Annotated in this window: 23 protein-coding genes; 9 read left to right on the top strand and 14 right to left on the bottom strand. The window is 62.5% G+C overall.

Translation table 11 applies throughout. From position 1 onward, the window contains the following. Positions 1 to 147: 147 nt before the first annotated feature. Complete coding sequence (locus Q0K06_RS04975) at positions 148 to 552, top strand: FAD-binding protein (RefSeq protein WP_294549333.1); 405 nt, start codon at positions 148 to 150, stop codon at positions 550 to 552. 86 nt (positions 553 to 638) lie between these two features. Here the strand turns inward: Q0K06_RS04975 and Q0K06_RS04980 are convergent, their stop codons facing one another. The 3 genes from Q0K06_RS04980 to Q0K06_RS04990 all read right to left on the bottom strand — a co-directional run bounded on the left by Q0K06_RS04980 (position 639) and on the right by Q0K06_RS04990 (position 3,694). Then, positions 639 to 1,235: a TetR/AcrR family transcriptional regulator gene (locus Q0K06_RS04980; RefSeq protein WP_294549335.1), complete on the bottom strand. Its 597-nt coding sequence runs from the start codon at positions 1,233 to 1,235 to the stop codon at positions 639 to 641. Between the two features lie 131 nt (positions 1,236 to 1,366). Next, positions 1,367 to 3,241, bottom strand: coding sequence for an FAD-dependent oxidoreductase (locus tag Q0K06_RS04985; RefSeq protein ID WP_294549337.1), 1,875 nt, complete (start codon positions 3,239 to 3,241; stop codon positions 1,367 to 1,369). A 186-nt stretch (positions 3,242 to 3,427) separates the two neighbouring features. Continuing rightward, entirely contained in the window at positions 3,428 to 3,694 is a 267-nt protein-coding gene (locus Q0K06_RS04990; protein WP_294549339.1) for a hypothetical protein, read from the bottom strand. Between the two features lie 275 nt (positions 3,695 to 3,969). On the opposite strand from Q0K06_RS04990, the gene Q0K06_RS04995 reads away from it, so the two are divergent. From Q0K06_RS04995 to Q0K06_RS05010, 4 genes are all read left to right on the top strand, one after another. Then, on the top strand, positions 3,970 to 4,524 hold the full coding sequence (locus tag Q0K06_RS04995) for a DUF1836 domain-containing protein (protein ID WP_294549341.1): 555 nt from the start codon (positions 3,970 to 3,972) through the stop codon (positions 4,522 to 4,524). A gap of 48 nt (positions 4,525 to 4,572) precedes the next feature. After that, positions 4,573 to 5,445, top strand: coding sequence for a DegV family protein (locus tag Q0K06_RS05000; protein ID WP_294549343.1), 873 nt, complete (start codon positions 4,573 to 4,575; stop codon positions 5,443 to 5,445). 138 nt (positions 5,446 to 5,583) lie between these two features. Continuing rightward, a complete protein-coding gene (prmA, locus tag Q0K06_RS05005) occupies positions 5,584 to 6,561 on the top strand; it encodes a 50S ribosomal protein L11 methyltransferase (RefSeq protein ID WP_294549345.1) in 978 nt (325 codons plus the stop codon). Positions 6,562 to 6,707: 146 nt separating this feature from the next. Continuing rightward, the gene (locus Q0K06_RS05010; protein WP_294549347.1) at positions 6,708 to 7,826 is read left to right on the top strand and encodes a metallophosphoesterase; all 1,119 of its coding nucleotides are present in this window, start codon (positions 6,708 to 6,710) and stop codon (positions 7,824 to 7,826) included. Positions 7,827 to 7,919: 93 nt separating this feature from the next. On the opposite strand, the gene Q0K06_RS05015 is transcribed toward Q0K06_RS05010, so the two are convergent. Beyond that, positions 7,920 to 8,150: a hypothetical protein gene (locus Q0K06_RS05015; protein WP_294549349.1), complete on the bottom strand. Its 231-nt coding sequence runs from the start codon at positions 8,148 to 8,150 to the stop codon at positions 7,920 to 7,922. Between the two features lie 241 nt (positions 8,151 to 8,391). Here Q0K06_RS05015 and rplU point away from each other — a divergent pair, with 241 nt between their 5' ends. The 4 genes from rplU (at position 8,392) to obgE (ending at position 10,726) form a co-directional block, all read left to right on the top strand. Beyond that, positions 8,392 to 8,703: a 50S ribosomal protein L21 gene (rplU, locus tag Q0K06_RS05020; protein ID WP_294549351.1), complete on the top strand. Its 312-nt coding sequence runs from the start codon at positions 8,392 to 8,394 to the stop codon at positions 8,701 to 8,703. Continuing rightward, a complete protein-coding gene (locus tag Q0K06_RS05025) occupies positions 8,703 to 9,035 on the top strand; it encodes a ribosomal-processing cysteine protease Prp (protein WP_294549354.1) in 333 nt (110 codons plus the stop codon). The genes rplU and Q0K06_RS05025 overlap by 1 nt, the downstream gene beginning before the upstream one ends. Before the next feature lie 52 nt (positions 9,036 to 9,087). Continuing rightward, the gene (gene rpmA / locus Q0K06_RS05030; protein ID WP_294520363.1) at positions 9,088 to 9,372 is read left to right on the top strand and encodes a 50S ribosomal protein L27; all 285 of its coding nucleotides are present in this window, start codon (positions 9,088 to 9,090) and stop codon (positions 9,370 to 9,372) included. Between the two features lie 76 nt (positions 9,373 to 9,448). Next, a complete protein-coding gene (gene obgE, locus Q0K06_RS05035; RefSeq protein ID WP_294549357.1) occupies positions 9,449 to 10,726 on the top strand; it encodes a GTPase ObgE in 1,278 nt (425 codons plus the stop codon). A 51-nt stretch (positions 10,727 to 10,777) separates the two neighbouring features. Here the strand turns inward: obgE and Q0K06_RS05040 are convergent, their stop codons facing one another. The 10 genes from Q0K06_RS05040 to Q0K06_RS05085 form a co-directional block, all read right to left on the bottom strand. Next, positions 10,778 to 11,641, bottom strand: a complete 864-nt coding sequence (locus tag Q0K06_RS05040; RefSeq protein WP_294549361.1) for a DUF3298 and DUF4163 domain-containing protein — start codon at positions 11,639 to 11,641, stop codon at positions 10,778 to 10,780. Then, the gene (locus Q0K06_RS05045; protein ID WP_294549363.1) at positions 11,634 to 12,137 is read right to left on the bottom strand and encodes a sigma-70 family RNA polymerase sigma factor; all 504 of its coding nucleotides are present in this window, start codon (positions 12,135 to 12,137) and stop codon (positions 11,634 to 11,636) included. The genes Q0K06_RS05040 and Q0K06_RS05045 overlap by 8 nt, the downstream gene beginning before the upstream one ends. Positions 12,138 to 12,246: 109 nt before the next feature. Next, complete coding sequence (locus Q0K06_RS05050; protein ID WP_294549366.1) at positions 12,247 to 12,729, bottom strand: DUF4358 domain-containing protein; 483 nt, start codon at positions 12,727 to 12,729, stop codon at positions 12,247 to 12,249. A gap of 2 nt (positions 12,730 to 12,731) precedes the next feature. After that, a complete protein-coding gene (locus Q0K06_RS05055) occupies positions 12,732 to 13,811 on the bottom strand; it encodes a GDSL-type esterase/lipase family protein (RefSeq protein ID WP_294549369.1) in 1,080 nt (359 codons plus the stop codon). Between the two features lie 56 nt (positions 13,812 to 13,867). Next, the gene (locus tag Q0K06_RS05060; RefSeq protein ID WP_294549373.1) at positions 13,868 to 14,566 is read right to left on the bottom strand and encodes a YjjG family noncanonical pyrimidine nucleotidase; all 699 of its coding nucleotides are present in this window, start codon (positions 14,564 to 14,566) and stop codon (positions 13,868 to 13,870) included. A gap of 4 nt (positions 14,567 to 14,570) precedes the next feature. Then, positions 14,571 to 15,041 carry a threonine/serine exporter family protein gene (locus Q0K06_RS05065; RefSeq protein ID WP_294549388.1) on the bottom strand — a complete coding sequence of 157 codons (471 nt, stop codon included), beginning with the start codon at positions 15,039 to 15,041 and terminating at the stop codon, positions 14,571 to 14,573. Further along, a complete protein-coding gene (locus Q0K06_RS05070) occupies positions 15,041 to 15,814 on the bottom strand; it encodes a threonine/serine exporter family protein (protein ID WP_294549377.1) in 774 nt (257 codons plus the stop codon). The genes Q0K06_RS05065 and Q0K06_RS05070 overlap by 1 nt, the downstream gene beginning before the upstream one ends. Before the next feature lie 107 nt (positions 15,815 to 15,921). Further along, positions 15,922 to 16,329 (bottom strand): DUF3783 domain-containing protein, encoded by a 408-nt coding sequence (locus Q0K06_RS05075; RefSeq protein ID WP_294549379.1) that lies wholly within the window; start codon positions 16,327 to 16,329, stop codon positions 15,922 to 15,924. Positions 16,330 to 16,403: 74 nt separating this feature from the next. After that, positions 16,404 to 17,723 carry a S41 family peptidase gene (locus Q0K06_RS05080; RefSeq protein ID WP_294549382.1) on the bottom strand — a complete coding sequence of 440 codons (1,320 nt, stop codon included), beginning with the start codon at positions 17,721 to 17,723 and terminating at the stop codon, positions 16,404 to 16,406. A 27-nt stretch (positions 17,724 to 17,750) separates the two neighbouring features. Then, on the bottom strand, positions 17,751 to 18,911 hold a 1,161-nt coding region (locus Q0K06_RS05085; RefSeq protein WP_294549385.1), incomplete at its 5' end, for a recombinase family protein.

Consider the following 18,911-nt stretch of genomic DNA (forward strand, 5'->3'; position numbering starts at 1 on the left):
GTGCCTGCTTCTTTCGCACAGTATAAATGTAGTATACCACATAACGGCCGGTCTTGCCACGGCATCCGTCCATTCGAGGGAAAATTGGGCAAATGGAGCGCAATATATATAAAGGTATAGGCTATATAGTGAAAGGAGGAGGCGGAGGTGCTGGTGATTGAGAAGCTCTCCGCCACCGGCGGCACCTCCGCCCTGTCCGGCGGCGGCATCGACGCCCCCGGCTCCGTGCTTCAGAAGGAGGCGGGCATTGAGGACAGCCCCGAGGCCTATGTGGAGCAGTGGATGTACTACCAGTCCCTCACCCACCGGGAGGGCATGGAGAATCCCGACGAGGAGCGCTGCCTGTTCCTGGCCCGGCAGGGCGCCGGCCTCATCGACCGGCTCATGAGCTACGGCTATGAGTTCGGCACCCCCATCCCCAACCTGTATGCCGCCGGCGCCATCTCCAACGGCGCCCTGTATGACACCGCCTACATGTCCGGCTCCTCGGTTCTCAACTGCTATGTGATGGGCCGCATTGCCGGCGCCAACGCCGCCGCCCTGGCGGACTGAGCCGGAAAACAGCCCCAAAATCAGACAGCACACAAAAAGCCGCCTCCCCACACAGGGGAGGCGGTTTTTGCGCGCCGGATGATAGGTCATGGCGCCGGCTGCCGGCAGTCGGGCGGAGGCAGCAGGCGGGGAAGCTGGTCCCGCATGCGGAGCAGGTCGCCGGAGTCCTGCTTGATCCAGCAGGAGATCAGCGCGCCGTGGACCAGGGTGAAGAGCACCAGGCTGCACTGCCCGGCCAGGTCGGGGGAGTACCCGCAGGATACCAGCTTGTCCCGGTACAGCTGCTGCCACTCCTCGTACACCTGCCGGGCCTGGAAGGACACCTCTTCGCTGATGTACACCGACTCCAGCCCCATAAACGTGATGACCAGAGACTCAAAGTGGTGCTCCCGGCTGAACAGGGAGGCCAGCCGCTCCAGCATGGCACGAAAGACCGTCAGCGCGTCGTCGGAGACGGAAAAAATATGGGTCCGGATGCCCTCGGCCATCTGATCGTAGGCAAAGCGGATGACCTGAGCGGCCAGCTGCTCCTTTCCGCCGGGAAAGTAGTAGTAGAAAGAGCCCTTCGGAATATTGCAGGCGGCCACAATCTCGGCAATGCCGGTGCCGGAGTAGCCGTTATGGGAGAAGAGTTCAGCGGCGGCCCGGAGAATGCGGGTTTTCTTGTCTGTGCTGCGGTCCAAGGGGCAGGCCTCCTCTGTCTGATGTCTGTCAGGTCACATTAGGTTAACACGGCTTGAGCCGGGTGTCAATGACGGAGGAAAAGAGAAAAGCGCCCCGGAGCAGGCTGCTCCGGGGCGCTTCAGAAGGGGGCTCAGCCCTCGAACACGGTGTTGCCGGTGACGGCCAGGCCGGCGTTATGGCCGCTGGTCATGGCCCAGCCGAAAAGGGAGCCGGGGGCGTAGATGTCGCCCACCACGCCGCCGACCACCTCGCCGGCAGCGTACAGGCCCTGGATGGGCTGTCCGTCGGTGTCCAGCACCTGCATATTGTTGTTGATGCGCAGGCCGCCCAGGGTGGCATAGTAGCGCAGGTTCATCTCCACGGCGTAGTAGGGGCCGTCACCCATGGGGGCGGTGACGTTCCGGCCAAAGTCGGCGTCCTCGCCGGCGGCCACAAAGCCGTTGTACCGCTCCACCGTCTCAGTCAGGGCGCCGGAGGGAATGCCCACAATGGCGGAGAGGTCCTCCAGGGTGTCGGCGTGGGCAAAGACCGGGTTGCCCTCGGTGCCGTTGGCCTCCAGCCACTGGTCCAGCTGCTCCTGGGTGAAGTTGTGGGAGTTGATGCAGGTCTGGGCGTAGGTCTCAAAGGAGGCCGCGTCCATGATCAGGTAGGAGTGCTGATTCTGCTCCATGCCGGCCTTGATGTCGTTGGCGCTGCCCTGCTCGTTGACAAAGCGGACGCCCTGGTCGGACACCAGGATGGAGCCGGTGCCGTTGTACATGGCCAGGCAGCCCTGGAAGGTGTGCTGTCCCCGGCCGTCGGGGAGGATGATGCTGTGGGGCTGGATATTTACCTTGTCCAGGTTGAAGGCGTCGGCGCCGATGGCGGTGGCCATGTTCAGACCGTCGCCGGTGGCGGACACGGCGCCGGCATAGGGCAGGCTGGTGACCGACTCGGGCAGCATGCCGGTGTTGGCGCCGTAGCCGCCGGTGGCCAGGATGACGCTGCCGGCGGTAATCTCATAGGGGGTGCCGTCGGCGGCCAGGGCTTTCACGCCGGTGACAACGCCGTCGGTGACCATCAGTTCCTGGGCGGGGGTCTCCATCATGATGTCCACACCCAGACCGGTCAGCTCGCTCTGGAGGGCGCTGATTACGCCGGCGCCGCCGCCGTCAGGGGAGAAGGTGCGGCCATAGGAGTGTTCGGCGGAGGGGGAGGGCTGGCTGTTCTTGTAGGGCAGGGCAGCGCCGTCCTCGGCCACCAGCCAGTCAAAGGCCGCGCCCTGGGTGTTGGCGTAGAGCCAGAGGGTGCGGGCGTCGCTGTAAAAGTGGCCGTTCTTCATGATATCCATGAAATAGGCCTCGGGGCTGTCCTCAATGCCGTAGGACTGCTGCCACTGGCTGCCGGTGGCGTTGGTGCCGCCGCCCGCCATGGCGGACGCGCCGCCCACCATGGCCATCTTTTCCAGCACGACCACGTCGGCGCCGTTCTGAGCGGCGGTCAGGGCGGCGGTCAGGCCGGCGCCTCCGGCGCCCACCACCACCACGTCGGTGCTCATGGCCACGGTCTCCTTGGCCTCGCCGCCGCTGGCCTGTCCCTGTCCCAGGGCGTCCGGGTCGGCGCCCGAGGCGGTGATGGCCTCCCGTATGGCGGTCAGAAAGCCGTCGCTGGTGTAGGTGGCGCCGCTGACGCCGTCGATGTTGACGCTCTGGGCGTCCAGAACCCGGTCCACCAGGGTGGGCAGGGCTGCGCCGCCCACGCTCTCGGTCTCAGTCTGCTCCAGGACCTCGATATCGGTGATGGAGGTCTCGTCCACGGTGACGGAGACTTTGATATCGCCGCCGTAGCCCTTGCCGGTGCCCTCATAGGTGCCGGGAGTAAAGACGGCGGCGGCGGAGCTGGTCTCGCTGGGCTCGGGAGCGGTGCTGCCGCTGGGCTGGACAGAGGCCTCCGGCTGGGCGGTACAGCCGCTCAACAGCAGAGCGGCAGTCAGCGCGCCTGCCAATAAAGTGCGAATGTGCTTCATTTTATGTGTTCCTCCTTCAGATTCCTGGTTCATAAGTTTGTAGACGAACGGTCAACTAGTAATGTAGCAGATTGTTATGTATTTGTCAATGTGTTTTTTAACGGTTTGGGAGGGGTAATTTTGCGGCAAAAAAGACTGTCCGCACAACCTGACTTGCTGTGCGGACAGTCTCTCTGGGACAGCGGATTATCTGCCGGTGTGCAGCGCGCCCCGGGCGGCGTCCAGGTCCTGCTTTTTTACGTAGAACAGATACTCATAGAACAGGGCCTGATTCTCCCCATAGGTGCCGGTGTAGGCCCGGCGGCTGGGGGAGATGGCGCCGGGGCTGGAGCGGTTGACGGTTTTGAGCTTGTAGCGGATGCCCTGACCTGACAGGGCGCTGCGGACGCGGGCCTGCTCCTCGGCGGAGCAGGTGCTGGTCAGCTCCGTCCAGCCGAACAGTTCCAATAACATGACGTATCCCTCCCGATGTCAGACGAATGAATTGGCCTATGCGGCAGGATGTACTGCAAAAATGATATCGGATCGTGGGTGCCCACAAGACCGGCGGCACGGACAACAAAACAGACATAATTGTGTTATGCGACGCAAAACCGGTGTTTTCAGGCGCTGTTGCCCTTTACTTTGACAGAAGGGATGTGATACAATGGCGAAGAATCCACAAAACCTTGGTTTTAATATGCTGTTATGTCATTTTTAAAATGACCGGCTTGCAGGGAGGACCGCACATGGAAGAGATAGCAGAACTGAAGCGGCGTCTGGAAGAGGAGCGGCCCCAGAAGTGGGATGCCTTTCCTGATATCGGCCTGTATATGGACCAGATCATCTCCTATATGCCCCGCCAGCTCATCCATTTCAGCGATGAGGACAGCCTGACCTCCGCCATGGTAAACAACTATATCAAGGACGGCATACTCCCCCGGGCGGAGGGAAAGCGGTACAACCGGACCCATCTGGCCTACCTGACCGCCATCTGCGCCCTGAAGCAGGTCCTCTCAGTACGGGACGCCAGCCGCCTCATCGGCGCCGGGGTGGAGTTCCCTGAGAAGGACACCCGGGATTTGTACGAGTATTTCCGCAAGGAGCTGGACCAGGCCCTCACCGAGACGGCGGAGAGCCTGGACGAAAACCTGGCCGAGGACCGGCTGCCCGCCCTGGCCCTCAGTCTGGCCCTGCGGAGCTACGCCGACAAGCTGGCCTGCCAGCGGGTGCTGGACATCATGCAGATGAAGCACGCCCCGACCGATCCGGAGGGGAAGGGCAAAGAAAAAGGCAAAAAGTAAATACAGAGCGAAATATATGCCCTGTATTATTACAGGAGGTATCAACCGATGAGCGAATATGTAATCGTCACCGACTCCTCTGCGGACCTGACCGCCGGCATGGTGGAGGAACTGGGGGTGGAGGTTCTGCCCCTGTCCTTTATGGTAAAGGGGCAGACCTACCGCAACTATCCCGACAACCGGGAGATGGACCCCGGGGCGTTTTACGCCATGCTGCGCGCAGGTGAGATGGCCACCACTGCCGCGGTGAACGTGGCCGACTATACCTCCGCCCTGGAGCCCCTGCTGGAGAGCGGCAAGGACGTGCTGGTGCTGGCCTTCTCCTCCGGCCTGTCCGCCACCTACCAGTCCTCCGTTATTGCCGTCAACGAGCTGAAGGACAAGTTCCCTGAGCGGAAAATCTTCACCGTGGACACACTCTGTGCCTCTATGGGCCAGGGCCTGCTGGTGTACCTGGCCGCCAAGAAGAAGCAGGCTGGCGCCACCATTGAGGAGGTGCGGGACTGGACCGAGGAGAACAAGCTGAAGCTGTGCCACTGGTTCACCGTGGACGACCTCCACTTCCTCAAGCGGGGCGGCCGCATCTCCGCCGCCACTGCCGTGGTGGGCTCCATGCTCCACATCAAGCCCGTGCTCCACGTGGACGACGAGGGCCACCTCATCAACATGGGCAAGGCCAGAGGCAGAGGTGCCTCCCTCACCGCCGTGGTGGACCACATGGAGGAGACCGTCACCGACCCGGCCGAGCAGGTGGTGTTCATCAGCCACGGCGACTGCCTGGCCGATGCGGAGAAGGTGGCTGCCGACGTGAAGAAGCGCTTCGGCGTGAAAGAGGTCGTCATCAACTACGTGGGCCCGGTCATCGGCGCCCACTCCGGCCCGGGTACGCTGGCCCTCTTCTTCCTGGGCTCCAAGCGCTGAGCAAGGACAATTAAGACACAGATGCGCCGGACAGGCCTTATTTCTCTTGCAATCCCAGGGGATTTCTGAGAAAATGGGCTTGTCCGGCGATGATTTATGCCCGGCGGACGCCGCCGGGGAGAAAAGGAGCGAATATAGATGGATGACAGATGGCTGGAGGTGTCCGTGGACACCACCGACGCGGGCATGGACGACCTGGCCGCCTACCTGACCGCCTTTGACCTGGGCGGCCTGGTGCTGGAGGACGAGGCCGAGTTCCAGACCTTCCTGGAGCAGAATAAGCAGTACTGGGACTATGTGGACGAGGACCTGATGGAGCGGATGAAGGGCGTGGCCCGGGTGAAGTTCTACGTCACCGACGACACCCACGGCCACGGGAAGCTGGATCGCATCACCGAGGGCCTGCCCGCTCTCCGGGAGCGCTGCGGCGACAAGATGGGCACGCTGGCTGTGCGCACCGCCGGACTGCGTGAGGAGGACTGGGCCAACAACTGGAAGCAGTACTATAAGCCCCTCACCGTGGGCGAGCGGCTGTACATCGTCCCCGAGTGGGAGAAGGGTGAGACAGCCGTCCCGGAGGGCCGCACGGCCCTGTACCTGAACCCGGGCCTCATCTTCGGCACCGGCGCCCACGCCTCCACCCAGCTGTGCCTGGGCGGCGTGGAGGAGTTTGTGAAGGACGGAGACAGGGTGCTGGACCTGGGCTGCGGCAGCGGCATCTTGTCCATCGCAGCCCTGCGCCTGGGCGCGGCGTGCGCCTTCGGCGTGGACATCGACCCCAAGGCGGTGGATGTGGCCTATGAAAACGCCGCCATGAACGGCATCGGACAGGACGTCTACACCGTCCGGGCGGGCAATGTGCTCTCCGACCGGACCCTGTGCGCCCAGCTGGCGGAACAGAAGTGGAACCTGGTGCTGGCCAACATTGTGGCCGACGTAATCATCCCCCTGTCCGCCCAGGTGCCCGGCCTGCTGGCCGAGGGGGGCGTGTTCCTCTGCTCGGGCATCATCGACACCCGGGCCGGCGAGGTTCAGGCCGCCATTGAGGGCCGGGGCATGAAGATCATCCGCAGGTGGGAGAAGAACGGCTGGGCAGCCCTGGCCGCGGCCATGTAAAAACAGATATCAAAGGCCCGCAGCGGAAAACTTTTGCCGCAAACACATGGGCGGCGTATCGAAAAAGCCCCCGGAAAAGAGGACCACGCAGGCTTCCCGGGGCTGTGACAGAATCATTACTTGTGAAAATGGGGGGTGAGGCAGCGGTGATCAAGGCGACGGTTGTGGACATGGCCCTGCCGGAGGAAGGGCGGATTTTCGCTGTCAGCGATATTCACGGCGCGGGGGACCTGCTGAAGCGGGCGCTGGAGCAGGTAAACTTTGGGCCGGAGGACACCCTCTTTGTGCTGGGGGACATTGTGGAGAAGCGGGCGGGGGGACTGTCCACCCTGCGGTACGTCATGGACCTGAAGGAAAAGTACCGGGTGCACGCCGTCTGCGGCAACTGCGACGATCTGGTGCCCGGCTTCCTGGACGGCCGGGACGAGCTGCCTCCTGCCTTTTACGACCACTATTTCCGCTTTTTCAAGGACCGCAGCGTGCTGGTGGAGATGGGCATGGCCCTGGGCATGACCCTGGAGGACTGTCTGGACCAGCCCAGGCTCCGCGCCGCCATCGCGCAGCCCTTCCGGGCGGAGCTGGACTTTCTGCGCGGCCTGCCCACCGCCATCCGGACCCCGGAGATGCTCTTCGTCCACGGGGGCGTGCCCTCCGCTCAGGGCATCGAGGACATGGAGGCCTGGCGGTGCATGAAAAACGACAACTTCCTGGGCCAGGACAACCAGCTGGACCGCTGGTGCGTGGTGGGACACTGGCCCACCACCCTGTACCGGCCCCACATCCCCTGCTTCAACCCCCTTGTGGACCGGGAGAAGCGGGTCATCAGCATTGACGGAGGCACCTCCATCAAGGAGGACGGCCAGCTCAACCTGGCGGAGCTGAGCCGGGACGGGCTGGTGTCCTGGGTGGGGCTGGACCGGCTGCCCACCGCCGTGGCCCTGGACGGCCAGGCGGCGAGCGCCCACTCGGTGAACATCCGCTGGGGCCGGGACAATCTGATTGCCGTGCTGGAGCGGGGGGACGAGTTCTGCCGCTGCCGCCACCTGGCCACCGGCCGGGAGATTGACATTCTCACCGACTACATCTGGGAGAAGGACGGCCTCACCCGCTGCGAGGACTCCACCGACTACCGCCTGCCCGTCTCTCCCGGGGATGCGCTGTCGGTGGTGCGGCGCACCTCCCGGGGCGCCCTGGTGAAGAAGGACGGCGTCACCGGCTGGTACACCGGCCGCCTGACCGAACCTACGCCCAGCCATAGGACCTGATTTGCAGAAAAAGAAGGCGCGGCCGTTTCCTGTGTGAGGGAAACGGCCGCGCCTGGTTAATCAATTTTGTTGGTATGTGGAGCAAACAGGAGGTTACGCCCTCTTTTTCCCGGCAAAACAGGAGGCGACAAGAACAAACAGGCCCAGAACAACCTTGATAAGGCCCTGCACAAGGTTGTAATTCACCAACCTCCTGATAAGCTGCGCCCCTTCATAATGCTGCAGCATCTCCTGGCCGATCACCGCATAATGATAGAAATCCACCGCGCCCCAGATAAGGAGCAAAACAGCGGCCAGGAGCAGCGGCCATGATACACGTCTCATCGTAACCCCTCCCTGAGAATTCCGCTTTTTACCTATGCTTTCCAGATAAAAGTATAGCATAAGACGGTGGACAGTGCAACCTGCGGAGAAGGGATGGGAAACATTTTTTCTGAAAAGAGCTGGAAAATCCCTTGACTTTGGACTTTTCGGCTGATATACTATCATAGCCGCTTTGAACAGGTCTCAAGTGAGCCTTCGCTCCGCCTGCAACAGCGAGCCCGTAATGAAGGAGTGAAACAGAATGCACGCAATTATCGAGACCGGCGGCAAGCAGTTCAAGGTGGCCGAGGGCGACACCCTCTTCATCGAGAAGCTGCCTGTGGAGTCCGGCGAGACCGTCACCTTTGACAAGGTCCTGGCCGTTATCGACGGCGACAAGATCACCGTGGGCACCCCCGTGGTGGCCGGCGCCAAGGTGGACGCCAGCGTCGTGAAGAACGGCAAGGGCAAGAAGGTCATCGTCTTCAAGTACAACCCCAAGAAGGGTTACAGCCGCAAGCAGGGTCACCGTCAGCCCTACACCAAGGTGACCATCGGCAAGATCTCCGTGTAATGATTACCGCATCATTCCGGATGAAGGGCGACCGCATCGAGGGCTTTACCGTAAAGGGCCACAGCGGCTACGCCGACGAGGGGCGTGACATTGTCTGCGCCGCCGTCACCAGCGCCGTCCGCCTCACCGAGTGCGCCGTCAACGATGTGCTCGGGCTGGAGGCCAGCGTGAAGGTGAGAGAGCGGGACGCGGCCGTCACCCTCCGCCTCCCCGGCGGGCTGGGCGAGGAGAATGAGAGCACCTGTCAGACTCTTCTGACCGCCCTCATGGTCTACCTCACCGAGCTCCACGGCGAGTACCCCGAAAATATTATTGTGATGGAGGAGGAGTAAGTCCTCTCCGTCCCAACCATTTATCTGCACACTGTCTGGAGGTGTACGACACATGCTGAAGATTGGCATTCAGTTCTTTGCCCACAAGAAGGGCGTCGGCTCCACCCGCAACGGCCGTGACTCCGAGTCCAAGCGCCTGGGCGTGAAGCGGGCCGACGGTCAGTTCGTTCTGGCCGGCAACATCCTGGTCCGTCAGCGCGGCACCCACATCCATCCCGGCGTCAACGTGGGCAAGGGCAGCGACGACACCCTGTTCGCTCTCAAGAGCGGCACCGTGAAGTTCGAGCGGCTGGGCAAGGACCGCAAGCAGGTCTCCATCGTGGAGATCGCCCAGTAACCGTTCTATATGGGTATACTAAGAGCCTCGGACGGGACCCCGTTCGGGGCTCTTTCTTTCTGAAAGGAGGTACCATATGCCGAATTTTATTGATACCGCCCGCATCACCGTCCGCTCCGGCAGCGGCGGCAACGGCGCGGTGGCCTTCCACCGGGAGAAGTACGTGGCCGCCGGCGGACCCGACGGCGGCGACGGCGGCCGGGGCGGCGACGTGATTCTCAAGACCGACCGCCATCTGTCCACCCTGATGGACTTCCGCTACAAGCGCAAATACGTGGCTGAGAACGGCCAGGACGGCCAGGGCAAGCGCTGCACCGGCAAGGACGGCGCCGACCTCATCATCAAGGTGCCTGTGGGTACCGTGGTGAAGGACGGGGAGACCGGAGAGATCATCTGCGACATGTCCGGGGACGAGCCCTTTGTGCTGGCCCGGGGCGGCAAGGGCGGCTGGGGCAACCAGCACTTTGCCACGCCTACCCGTCAGGTGCCCCGGTTTGCCAAGGCGGGGCTGCCCGGCGTCACCCGGGATGTGGTGCTGGAGCTGAAGCTGCTGGCCGACGTGGGCCTGGTGGGCTTCCCCAACGTGGGCAAATCCACCCTGCTCAGCGTGGTGAGCAAGGCCAACCCCAAAATCGCCAACTATCACTTCACCACCCTCTACCCCAACCTGGGCGTGGTATACGTGGAGGAGGGCACCTCCTTCGTTATGGCCGACATCCCCGGCATCATCGAGGGGGCCAGCGAGGGCGCCGGCCTGGGCCACGACTTCCTGCGCCACATCGACCGCTGCCGCCTGCTCATCCATGTGGTGGACGTGTCCGGCTGCGAGGGCCGAGACCCGGTGGAGGACTTTGAGACCATCAACAAGGAGCTGGCCGAGTACAGCCCTCAGCTGGCCAGCCGCCCCATGATTGTGGCCGCCAACAAGACCGACATCGCCTTTGACCGCACCCTGGTGGACAAGCTGAAGGCCCACGTAGAGGCCAAGGGCATGCCGTTCTACGAGATCTCAGCCGCCGCCCAGAAGGGCGTCCGGGACCTGGTGTACGCCGCCGCCCGGGCGCTGGCCGATCTGCCCCCCATCACGGTGTACGAGCCCACCTATGTGGAGCGGCCTCCCCAGGTGGACATGTCCCAGCCCCTCAGCATTACCCGCGAGGATGACGTGTGGATTGTGGAAGGCCCCTGGCTGGAGCGGCTTATGGCCAACGTCAACTTCGGGGACTACGAGTCCCGCAACTGGTTTGACAAGATGCTCCGGGAATCCGGCCTGTTCCAGCGGCTGGAGGAGATGGGCATCGAGGACGGGGACACCGTGTCCATGTACAATCTGGAATTTGAATATCAGCGCTGAAAAAAGGCGAGGCACACTGTGTGCCTCGCCTTTTTGTGTCTGCGACAGGTGTTACGCCTGGGGAACCGGAATTTCAAACTCCTGCTGGCCCATATAGCCGGGGGCGATCTCGTACTTCTCAAAGACCACCACCGGGTTGCCGGCCTCGTTGATATAGAAGGGCTGGTCGGCGGCAATGGACTGGAAGCCCTGGATGCCGTCGGTGCCGTCAAAGTACACGTTGTCCGGGTCCTGGCTCCGGCGGGCGATCTCCTCGCGGATGACCTGGTTGGCGATCTCCTTGTAGTTCGGGCCCAGCATGTCCTGGAGGGTCAGGTCCGTTCCGGTCTCCAGGTCGATGTTGTAGCAGAAGAACTCGGTGTAGGCGCTGGCCTTGGTCTCGGTCTTGAAGATGACAAAGGACAGGTACTGGTCGTTCCGGCACTTGACCTCATAGTCCACGTCGATGATCACCGGCATGAACTCGTCCGGGTCCCCGCCGGTGGCCACAAAGGCCTCCTTGGTCTCCTCCGCCCGGGCCTGGGCCTCGGCCAGCACCGCGTCGATGCGGGTCTGGATCTCGGTGTTGATCCGCTGCTCCAGGTCGGAGTGGCCCGTGTCCTCCACGGCGGGCAGGCGCACGTCGATGAGCCGCTCCCCGTCGGCGATGGAGTACTCGGTGACGGTGACCACCCGGGCCAGGTCCCCCAGCACGGGCACCTGGTACACCGCGCTGGCAAAGGCGGGGCTGGCGTTGACCAGCAGCACAAAGCTGGCGCAGCAGGCGGCCAGGGAGGCCAGGGTCCTGCTCTGCCAGCGGCGCTGACGCCGCCGGCGCTCCCCCTCCCGCAGGGCGGAGGCCACGGCGAAGTCCAGCTCGGGAGGAATGTCCGCCGACCGGTAACGGTTCTTTGCATCCTGGAATTTCTCATTCATCGCGCAAATCCTCCCCTGTCATATCCCGCAGCTTTTTCAGCGCCTTGTACAGCCGGGATTTCACCGTGTTCAGGTTGGCGCCGGTGGCCCGGGCGATCTCCTCCAGCTTCATGTCCTCAAAAAAACGCAGCCTGATAACCGCCTGTTCTTTCAGATCCAGCCGGTCAATGGCGTCGTACAGGTCCAGCCGCTCTCCCGGGTCCCGCCCGGCGGGGGCGCTCTGCTGCTCCAGATCCTCCAGGGGCAGAATGCGGCTGAGCCGGCGGAAGTGGTTCATGCTCTCGTTGAGGAGAATCCGGTAGAACCAGGTCCTGAGATAGGCCGGCTCCCGCAGGGTGTCCGCCTTGGCGAGGGCTTTGACGATGCTCTCCTGCACCACATCCAGCGCCGCGTCCCGGTTTTTGACATAGCTGAACGCCAGGCGGTAAAAGTCCTCCTGGTGTGAGACGATATAGTCGGCCAGCAGACGGCGGATGTCGGGAGGCTGTAACTTCAAGAGGGAAAAATCGCTCCTTTGCACACAGCCCCCGCATCCCGCCATTCAATCATTAGACGGGATGCGGGGGTAAAAAGTTTTCGGGAAAATGCAGTTTTGGGGGAAAGACTTACTTCAAACCCGCCACAGCGGCCTGGGCGGCGTCGGCGTCGTTGACCACCGCCAGCAGCACACTGCTGCCCCGCTGCTCCAGCACTGCGTTCTCCAGCTTGGGTACCTCGGCGGGGGCATAGTCCTTATAGGTGGCGGCCATGTCATCCAGATAGGTCTTGAACATGTCCACGGCGGCCTGGGCGGCGGCCTCGTCCTTCCACACCGTCACCGACACCTGTTCGGCAAAGCCGGAGGCGGAGTAGGCCTTGGAGGCGGTGAGGGCAGAGGCGTCCAGCCCGTAGCCGGAGAAGTCATAGAGCAGGGAGGCGTCCAGCTCGGTCAGCTCCACCGAGAAGGCCCCGGAGTCCAGCACCGCCTGGGTGGCGGTCTCCGGGTCAAAGGGGGCGCTTTCGCTCTCCGCAGGAGCGGAACAGGCCCCCAGCAGCAGGCACACCGCCGCCGCCAGGCACAGCAGCTTGGAGAGAGAACGTTTCATCATAATCAGGCTCCTTCCTGGCCGGCTTCCGTCTGACCGGCCCAGTAGATCGCGGGGTCCACGGTGTGGATTTTCAGGTAGTCGTACCATTTTATGTAGTAGTCCTTGGTGAAGTGGACGCCGTCGGTGGTGCCCTCTGCGGGGAGGATGCCGCTCCCGTCCACCAGGGCGGCGTTGACGTCCACCAGCACGGCGTGCTTTTCCGCGGCAATATCCGCGATAATGCCATTATACACCGCGATCTGCTCGTTTGTCACGTAGTAGGGCTGATTGTTGGCCTTGCATTTGTCCGGGTTCACCGACACCAGGTTTTGCAGGTAGACAACCGCGTCGGGCTGGATGGCCCGGATCTCGTCCACCATATTGGCGTAGGCGGTGGCGAAGGCGTTGTCGTTGAAGTAGCCCAGCTCGTTGATGCCCAGCATGACATACACCTTGCCGTACTGCTTCAGGCCCAGGGCCTCCATCATGGTGTAGGTCTGGCCGTCAATGCGGATGCGGTCCTTGGTGTCAATGTCAAAGACGGTGATGCCGGTGTGCTGGATGAAATCGGCGCCGGGGATGCCGCCGTAGAGCCGCAGGCCGTCGGTGCGGGAGTCCCCCAGAAACACCGCGTCGTCAAACCAGCTGTCGTCCACCGGGTCCGTCTCGGGGGCGGGTTGGGTAAAGTCGTAGGCGCCGGAGGGAGCGGCACTGTCAGAGGACGGGGCGCTGTCGGAGGGCGTGGCGGGGACGGTGGGGGGAACGATGGCCTCGGCGCTGCCGCCCTGGCCGGTCTCAGCCGGGGCTGTCTCCGACGGGTTGGAGGTGGGCGGAAGCGTGTTGCTGGGGGAAGGGGAGACCGCCTCGGTGGGGGCGGGGGATGCTGTTTCAGAGGGGGCGGGAGTGTCCGAGGGCTGGGTCACACCCCCCTGGGCCTCGGGCTTTGGCCCCAGGAAAGCCGCCAGGAGGGCAAGAATTACAAGGACCGCGGCTATTGCCAGCAGAATCAAAGGGGCGGCGGGGCCGCGCCGCCGGCGGCGGGAGCGGGAGCGGCGGGAAGTGGGAGAAGACGTAGATGGAGAGGCGTGGTACTGGGAAGACATAGCAAAGAGCTCCTCTGTTTTTCTCTTTTGTTTATGGGGAACAGCGGAAGGGGAAATCAGGCGCCGCCCAGAATCAGACCGGAAATCTGGTCAAAGGTGCGGGCCTCAAAGGTGGGGATAATGTCCGGCCTGCCGGACAGGCCGCGGGGGTTGTACCAGATGGAGTCCAGACCGGCGTTGATTGCCCCCAGAATGTCGGCGGTCAGGCTGTCCCCCACCACCACAATCCGGGCGGAAGGAGGCGGGGACATGGCGGAGAGCACCGCGTCGAAGAACTGGCGCTGAGGCTTCTGATACCCCACCTCCTCCGAGATGAAGAGCCAGGGAATCAGCTCCTTCAGGGGGGAGCGGCCGAACCGGCCCCGCTGGGCGGAGGCCACGCCGTTGGTGACAATGGCCAGGGTGCAGGTGGGGGCCAGGGCCCGGCACAGGTCCTCCGCCCCGGGCAGCAGGCAGCCCGCCTCGGCCAGCCGGGAGAGGTAAAAGGCGTTCATCTCCGCCGGGTCATGATGTCCGCCCAGGGAGCGCTGGAGGGCGGCGAACCGCTCCACCACCAGCCACTCCCGCTTCACCTCGCCCCGGTCAAACCGCTCCCACAGGTCCCGGTTCACTGCCAGGTAGCAGCCCCGGGATCTGCCGTCCACCGGATAACCGTACGCCTCCAGGGTCAGGTCCAGAGCCTGGGCCTCGGCGGCGTCAAAGTCAAAGAGGGTGTTGTCCGCGTCAAAGAGCACGGTATCGTATCGCTGGGACATGCCGTCACGCTCCTTTCCGCTTTCGGTGCCGCCGGTAGAGATAGCTGTTGATGAGCCGCACCAGGGAGGACACCAGCAGCACCCCCACCGCCAGGGACCCGGCCAGCCCCAGGGTGTGGAACAGCACATTCAGGAAGAGATCGGTCTCGCCGTTGATGGCGTGCTCCATGGCGTAGTAGATGCCGCCGCCGGGCACCAGAGGGAAGAAGGCCACCAGCAGATAGGCTGTCACCGGGCACTTGCGGATGCGGGCCATGATCTCCGAATAGGCGGAGATAAACACCGCCGCCGCGAAGGACTGGAGCAGGTCGCTGTGGAACACGGGGGCGGCGGCCAGATAGACCAGCCAGCCCAGTGCGCCCCCCACGGCGCAGATAAGGATGCCCAGGCCGTGGATATTGAACAGGACGGAGAAGCCGACGCAGGCCACAAAGGCGTACAGGCAGGGCGGCAGATAGGTCTGAATGAGTTCCATCACACCGCACCTCCCCACAGCAGCCGGGCCAGCCACAGGGACACGCCGGTGCCCAGGGCGATGGCCATGCCGATGAGCAGGGCCTCGGCGGCCTTTGAGATGCCCGCCATCATGTCCCCGGCCATAATGTCCCGCATGGCGTTGGTGAACAGCACGCCGGGCACCAGAATCATCAGCGCCCCGATGGTGATGAAGTCCACGTTCTGCCCCAGCCCCACCACCCGCAGCCCCAGGGCCAGCAGGCCGGAGACGGTACCGCCGGCCACGGTTTTGAAGAACAGGTTGGTGCCCAGACGGGAGAGAAAGGTGAGGCACAGCCCGATGGCTACGCCGCACAGTCCGCCGCACAGGGCGTCCCGCCAGGTGCCGCCGAAGAAGGGCACAAAGGCCGCCGCGCCCACAAAGTAGGCCAGCAGCTGGGCGGGGAAGGAGTAGTACCGCCGTGAGGCAAGCAGGTCGTCCATCCGGCGCTCCGCCTCGTCCAGCGGGGGTCTTTCCACGCACAGGCGGCGGCACAGGTCGTTGCACCGCTCCAGCTGTTCAATGTCGGTGCCGTGGCTGGGCATCCGCCGCACCCGGGTGAGCACCTGGCCCTCGGGGGTCACCAGGCTGGCGATGATGCAGTTGGGAATGGCGAACACCTCGCCGGTGGCGAGGCCGTAGGCCTGGAGCAGACGGCGGATGGACTCCTCCACCCGGTAGATCTCCGCGCCGCTTTCCAGCAGGCGGTAGCCCATTTCCATGGACAGATTCAAAAGCCGATCATAATCCAAAGAGAGTCCCTCATTCATGTTCAAATGGGTGCGGACGCTCCGGAAACGGGTACAGACATTGGACGGGGAACCGAGGGAAAAAGTTGTCCGGAGCGGAGAAAAAATTTTTACTGCCCGCTGTGGGCGGAGCCGGCGCCGCCGGTGACGGCCCGGTGCTCCCGGGAGAGCTCCTCGCACAGCTGGGCGAAGGTCCAGCTGACGTTGGTGGGGGTGAGCATGGCCTTGTGGGCGATGAAGGGCACGCCGGAGCGCTTCAGGGCGGCGAGCAGGGCGTCCAGCCGCTGGCGGGAGAAGCCGGAGAGCACCAGGGCGGGCTCCGCCGGGGCGGCGGGGACGGCCGCGCCGTCCTCACGGGCGGCAAAGCCCTTCAGGCCGAAGAGATGCCCCACCGTCTCCCCCGTCTGCTCGGGGGACACCGGGCGCACCCGCACGCCCTGGACGGCAAAGGCCTTCCGGGCGGAGGAAAAGAGGACGGGATCGGGGCAGTACCAGAGAACAGATTCCTGATTGGGCATAAAAATACCTCCTGAAACCCCGTCGACTGAGGACGGGGACGAAATAGATGTCAAAATATTATACAAAATGGCCATCAGGCCTCGCCTTGGATCAGCTCATAGGCCCGGTTCAGGGCGTCCTCCGAGGGACAGAGCACATCGGGCGTGATGGGCTCCCCGGCCTTCTCCTGGTCGATGCGGCACCACTTTTTGTAGGAGACATTGAAGCGCAGCTTGGAGTTGGGCAGCAGGAACCGGAGAAGGTCGCCGTAGCTGTCGGGCAGATTGCCGCAGGGCTCCCCCACCAGGGTGCCCAGGTCATTGTCCGCCACCAGCATGGCAAAGTCCATGCCGGAGCTGAACGTATTCAGGTCGGTCAGCACATAGAGAGACCCGTCAAAGGTGGGCTCCGCCCGGTCATTGGCATAGACCTGGTCCCTGTACCACTTCAGATACCAGCCGTACCGCACCGCGCAGTCCCAGGCGCGGTACTGGTCCACGTCCAGATAGCGGAGAAATTCGTTGGCCACCAGGGAGTTGCCGCCGGTATTGCCCCGCAGGTCCACAATCACGTTCTCGATGCCGAAGGAGTCCACCCGCCGGAAGAAGGCGGCCACCGTGGAGCAGTACTCCTCATCGTAGACGCAGGAGGTCAGGGTGAAGACGGCCGTGTTGTTCCGGGCGTCCATGATGTAGTCGGGCTTCGGGTAGCCGCCCGAGCCCTCCAGCGGGGCAAAGTCGAAATGGATGGTCTGCACCCCGGTTTCGGTCCGGAAGGTCATGTCCACCCCGTCCGAGGTGTCCACGCCGCAGGTGCGCAGCACAGGCTCATAGTTGATGCCGTAGGTCCAGAAATTGTGCTCAATGTATTCGTCCAGCTCAAAGGAGGAGATGGACTTGTAGGCCGCCAGAACCTCCTCGCTGGGTACGCCGTTGATGGTCAGAGGGAGGCCCAATTGGGAAATGGTGACGCCGGTGTCAATGTAGTAATAGGGCGCATCAGGGTCGGGCCGCCAGGACACGGTGGTGTGCGCGTCCCGCAGGGAGGCGGCCACCCCGGCCGCCAGACGGTAAAACTCCAGCACGGAGATCTCATCCCCGATGGAGGAGCGGGCCTGCTGATAGGCCTCCTCTGCCACCGCGTCCTTGCCTGAGCCGTCCAGCCAGGCCGGATGGCGCTCCCGCAGGCAGGTCATCAGGTAGTCCAGGTCCTCCCGGGCCTGCTCGCCGGTCAGCACGTCCTCCAGGGCCAGGGAGGGCTCGTCGGACTGCACCGTTCCCCGGTAGGGGTCGATATACAGCGGGGAACAGACCCACAGCAGGGCCGCTGCCGCCAGAACAAGGACCAGCACAACAAGAACGGCGATGATAACGCGCCGTTTTCCCTGTTTTCGTCCGGGTTCACACGCTGTCATAGCGCTTCTCCTTCCCCTCAAATGCTGTCAACGCCGCCGGGTGAGGGCGGCCACCGTCTCGACTTGTTCTTCATTGTCCAAACTGATACTCATGTCTTCCTCGATGATCGGCAGCTTAAATTTGATGGATTTTAACCACTGTCCATTGGCTTGGCGTTCCGGATAAACCTGAATTTCAGAGATCAACGCCTCGATCAACTGCCGCCGCTCCGCCTCATTCATCATGCCGTACAGTTTTTCAAAATAGATCAGCACTTTATAGATATTGTCGCCGGTCAGCTTTTCCGCTTCAATGGCCTGCTTTTTGGCTCTGGCTGCGATCAGCAGAGATTCGGTATCTTCAATCTTATCATACATCTTGTAGAGCCGGTCATCAAGGTCTGCCTTGCGCCGCACATAGTGCCGGTCATCCGGGTCGAGAGAATCAATCTCCTCCGCCAGCTTTGCTTTGACGGAATAATGCTGGCGCAGCTGCTTCTCATAATTGGCAATCTCCTGGTCAATGGCGGCAGTATCCACTTTCATGTTGATTTTTTCCTGCATCATAGCCGCAAACTTCGGATTGCTCACCAGCTTTACAATGACTTCTGTCACGGCATCGTCCAGCAGTTCTTCCCGGATCTGCTTTTTGTAATCACACTTATGCCCACGTATCATGGAACGGTGCTTGCAACCGTAATAATAAAAATCCTTGTACTTGGTGCCGTCTGCTTTGTGCTTGATGCTTTTATTCCCATACATTCCGGCTCCGCAGACAGGACATTTTACAATGCCGGAGAGCAAATGTACGTGTTCATCTTTCCCGCGGTTGACGTGTTCGTATTTCTTGGCCTGTGCCAACAGCTTCACCTGCGCCGCCTGCCAGACTTCTTCCGAAACAATAGGTTCGTGCAAACCATCTGCCAGCAGGTAGTTGTCCTGCTCCACCAGTTTATATTCGTTTCTTGTGCCACGAACTTTTTCCGTCTTGCGGCGGCCATAGGCAATTTTTCCGCAGTATACCGGATTTTTCAGAATCAGCCGGATCAGGTGTGCATCAAATAGGGGATTCTTCCCATTCTGCCGAGGTATTTTGCGGATGCCATGGTTCTCCAGATATTTTGCGATGCCATTTGCGCCAATGTCCGTGTGAACATACTGGTCATAGATGACACGGATCGCCTCTGCTTCTTCCTCGTTGATCATCAG

This window comes from uncultured Pseudoflavonifractor sp., assembly GCF_944387805.1.
Classification (GTDB): domain Bacteria; phylum Bacillota; class Clostridia; order Oscillospirales; family Oscillospiraceae; genus Pseudoflavonifractor.

Coding starts and splice junctions, on each gene's coding strand:
- Q0K06_RS04985 (WP_294549337.1), bottom strand. CDS start 3,241: ATGAAGCACATTCGCACTTTATTGGCAGGCGCGCTGACTGCCGCTCTG.
- Q0K06_RS04990 (WP_294549339.1), bottom strand. CDS start 3,694: ATGTTATTGGAACTGTTCGGCTGGACGGAGCTGACCAGCACCTGCTCC.
- Q0K06_RS04995 (WP_294549341.1), top strand. CDS start 3,970: ATGGAAGAGATAGCAGAACTGAAGCGGCGTCTGGAAGAGGAGCGGCCC.
- Q0K06_RS05000 (WP_294549343.1), top strand. CDS start 4,573: ATGAGCGAATATGTAATCGTCACCGACTCCTCTGCGGACCTGACCGCC.
- prmA (WP_294549345.1), top strand. CDS start 5,584: ATGGATGACAGATGGCTGGAGGTGTCCGTGGACACCACCGACGCGGGC.
- Q0K06_RS05015 (WP_294549349.1), bottom strand. CDS start 8,150: ATGAGACGTGTATCATGGCCGCTGCTCCTGGCCGCTGTTTTGCTCCTT.
- rplU (WP_294549351.1), top strand. CDS start 8,392: ATGCACGCAATTATCGAGACCGGCGGCAAGCAGTTCAAGGTGGCCGAG.
- Q0K06_RS05025 (WP_294549354.1), top strand. CDS start 8,703: ATGATTACCGCATCATTCCGGATGAAGGGCGACCGCATCGAGGGCTTT.
- rpmA (WP_294520363.1), top strand. CDS start 9,088: ATGCTGAAGATTGGCATTCAGTTCTTTGCCCACAAGAAGGGCGTCGGC.
- obgE (WP_294549357.1), top strand. CDS start 9,449: ATGCCGAATTTTATTGATACCGCCCGCATCACCGTCCGCTCCGGCAGC.
- Q0K06_RS05040 (WP_294549361.1), bottom strand. CDS start 11,641: ATGAATGAGAAATTCCAGGATGCAAAGAACCGTTACCGGTCGGCGGAC.
- Q0K06_RS05050 (WP_294549366.1), bottom strand. CDS start 12,729: ATGATGAAACGTTCTCTCTCCAAGCTGCTGTGCCTGGCGGCGGCGGTG.
- Q0K06_RS05055 (WP_294549369.1), bottom strand. CDS start 13,811: ATGTCTTCCCAGTACCACGCCTCTCCATCTACGTCTTCTCCCACTTCC.
- Q0K06_RS05060 (WP_294549373.1), bottom strand. CDS start 14,566: ATGTCCCAGCGATACGATACCGTGCTCTTTGACGCGGACAACACCCTC.
- Q0K06_RS05065 (WP_294549388.1), bottom strand. CDS start 15,041: ATGGAACTCATTCAGACCTATCTGCCGCCCTGCCTGTACGCCTTTGTG.
- Q0K06_RS05075 (WP_294549379.1), bottom strand. CDS start 16,329: ATGCCCAATCAGGAATCTGTTCTCTGGTACTGCCCCGATCCCGTCCTC.
- Q0K06_RS05080 (WP_294549382.1), bottom strand. CDS start 17,723: ATGACAGCGTGTGAACCCGGACGAAAACAGGGAAAACGGCGCGTTATC.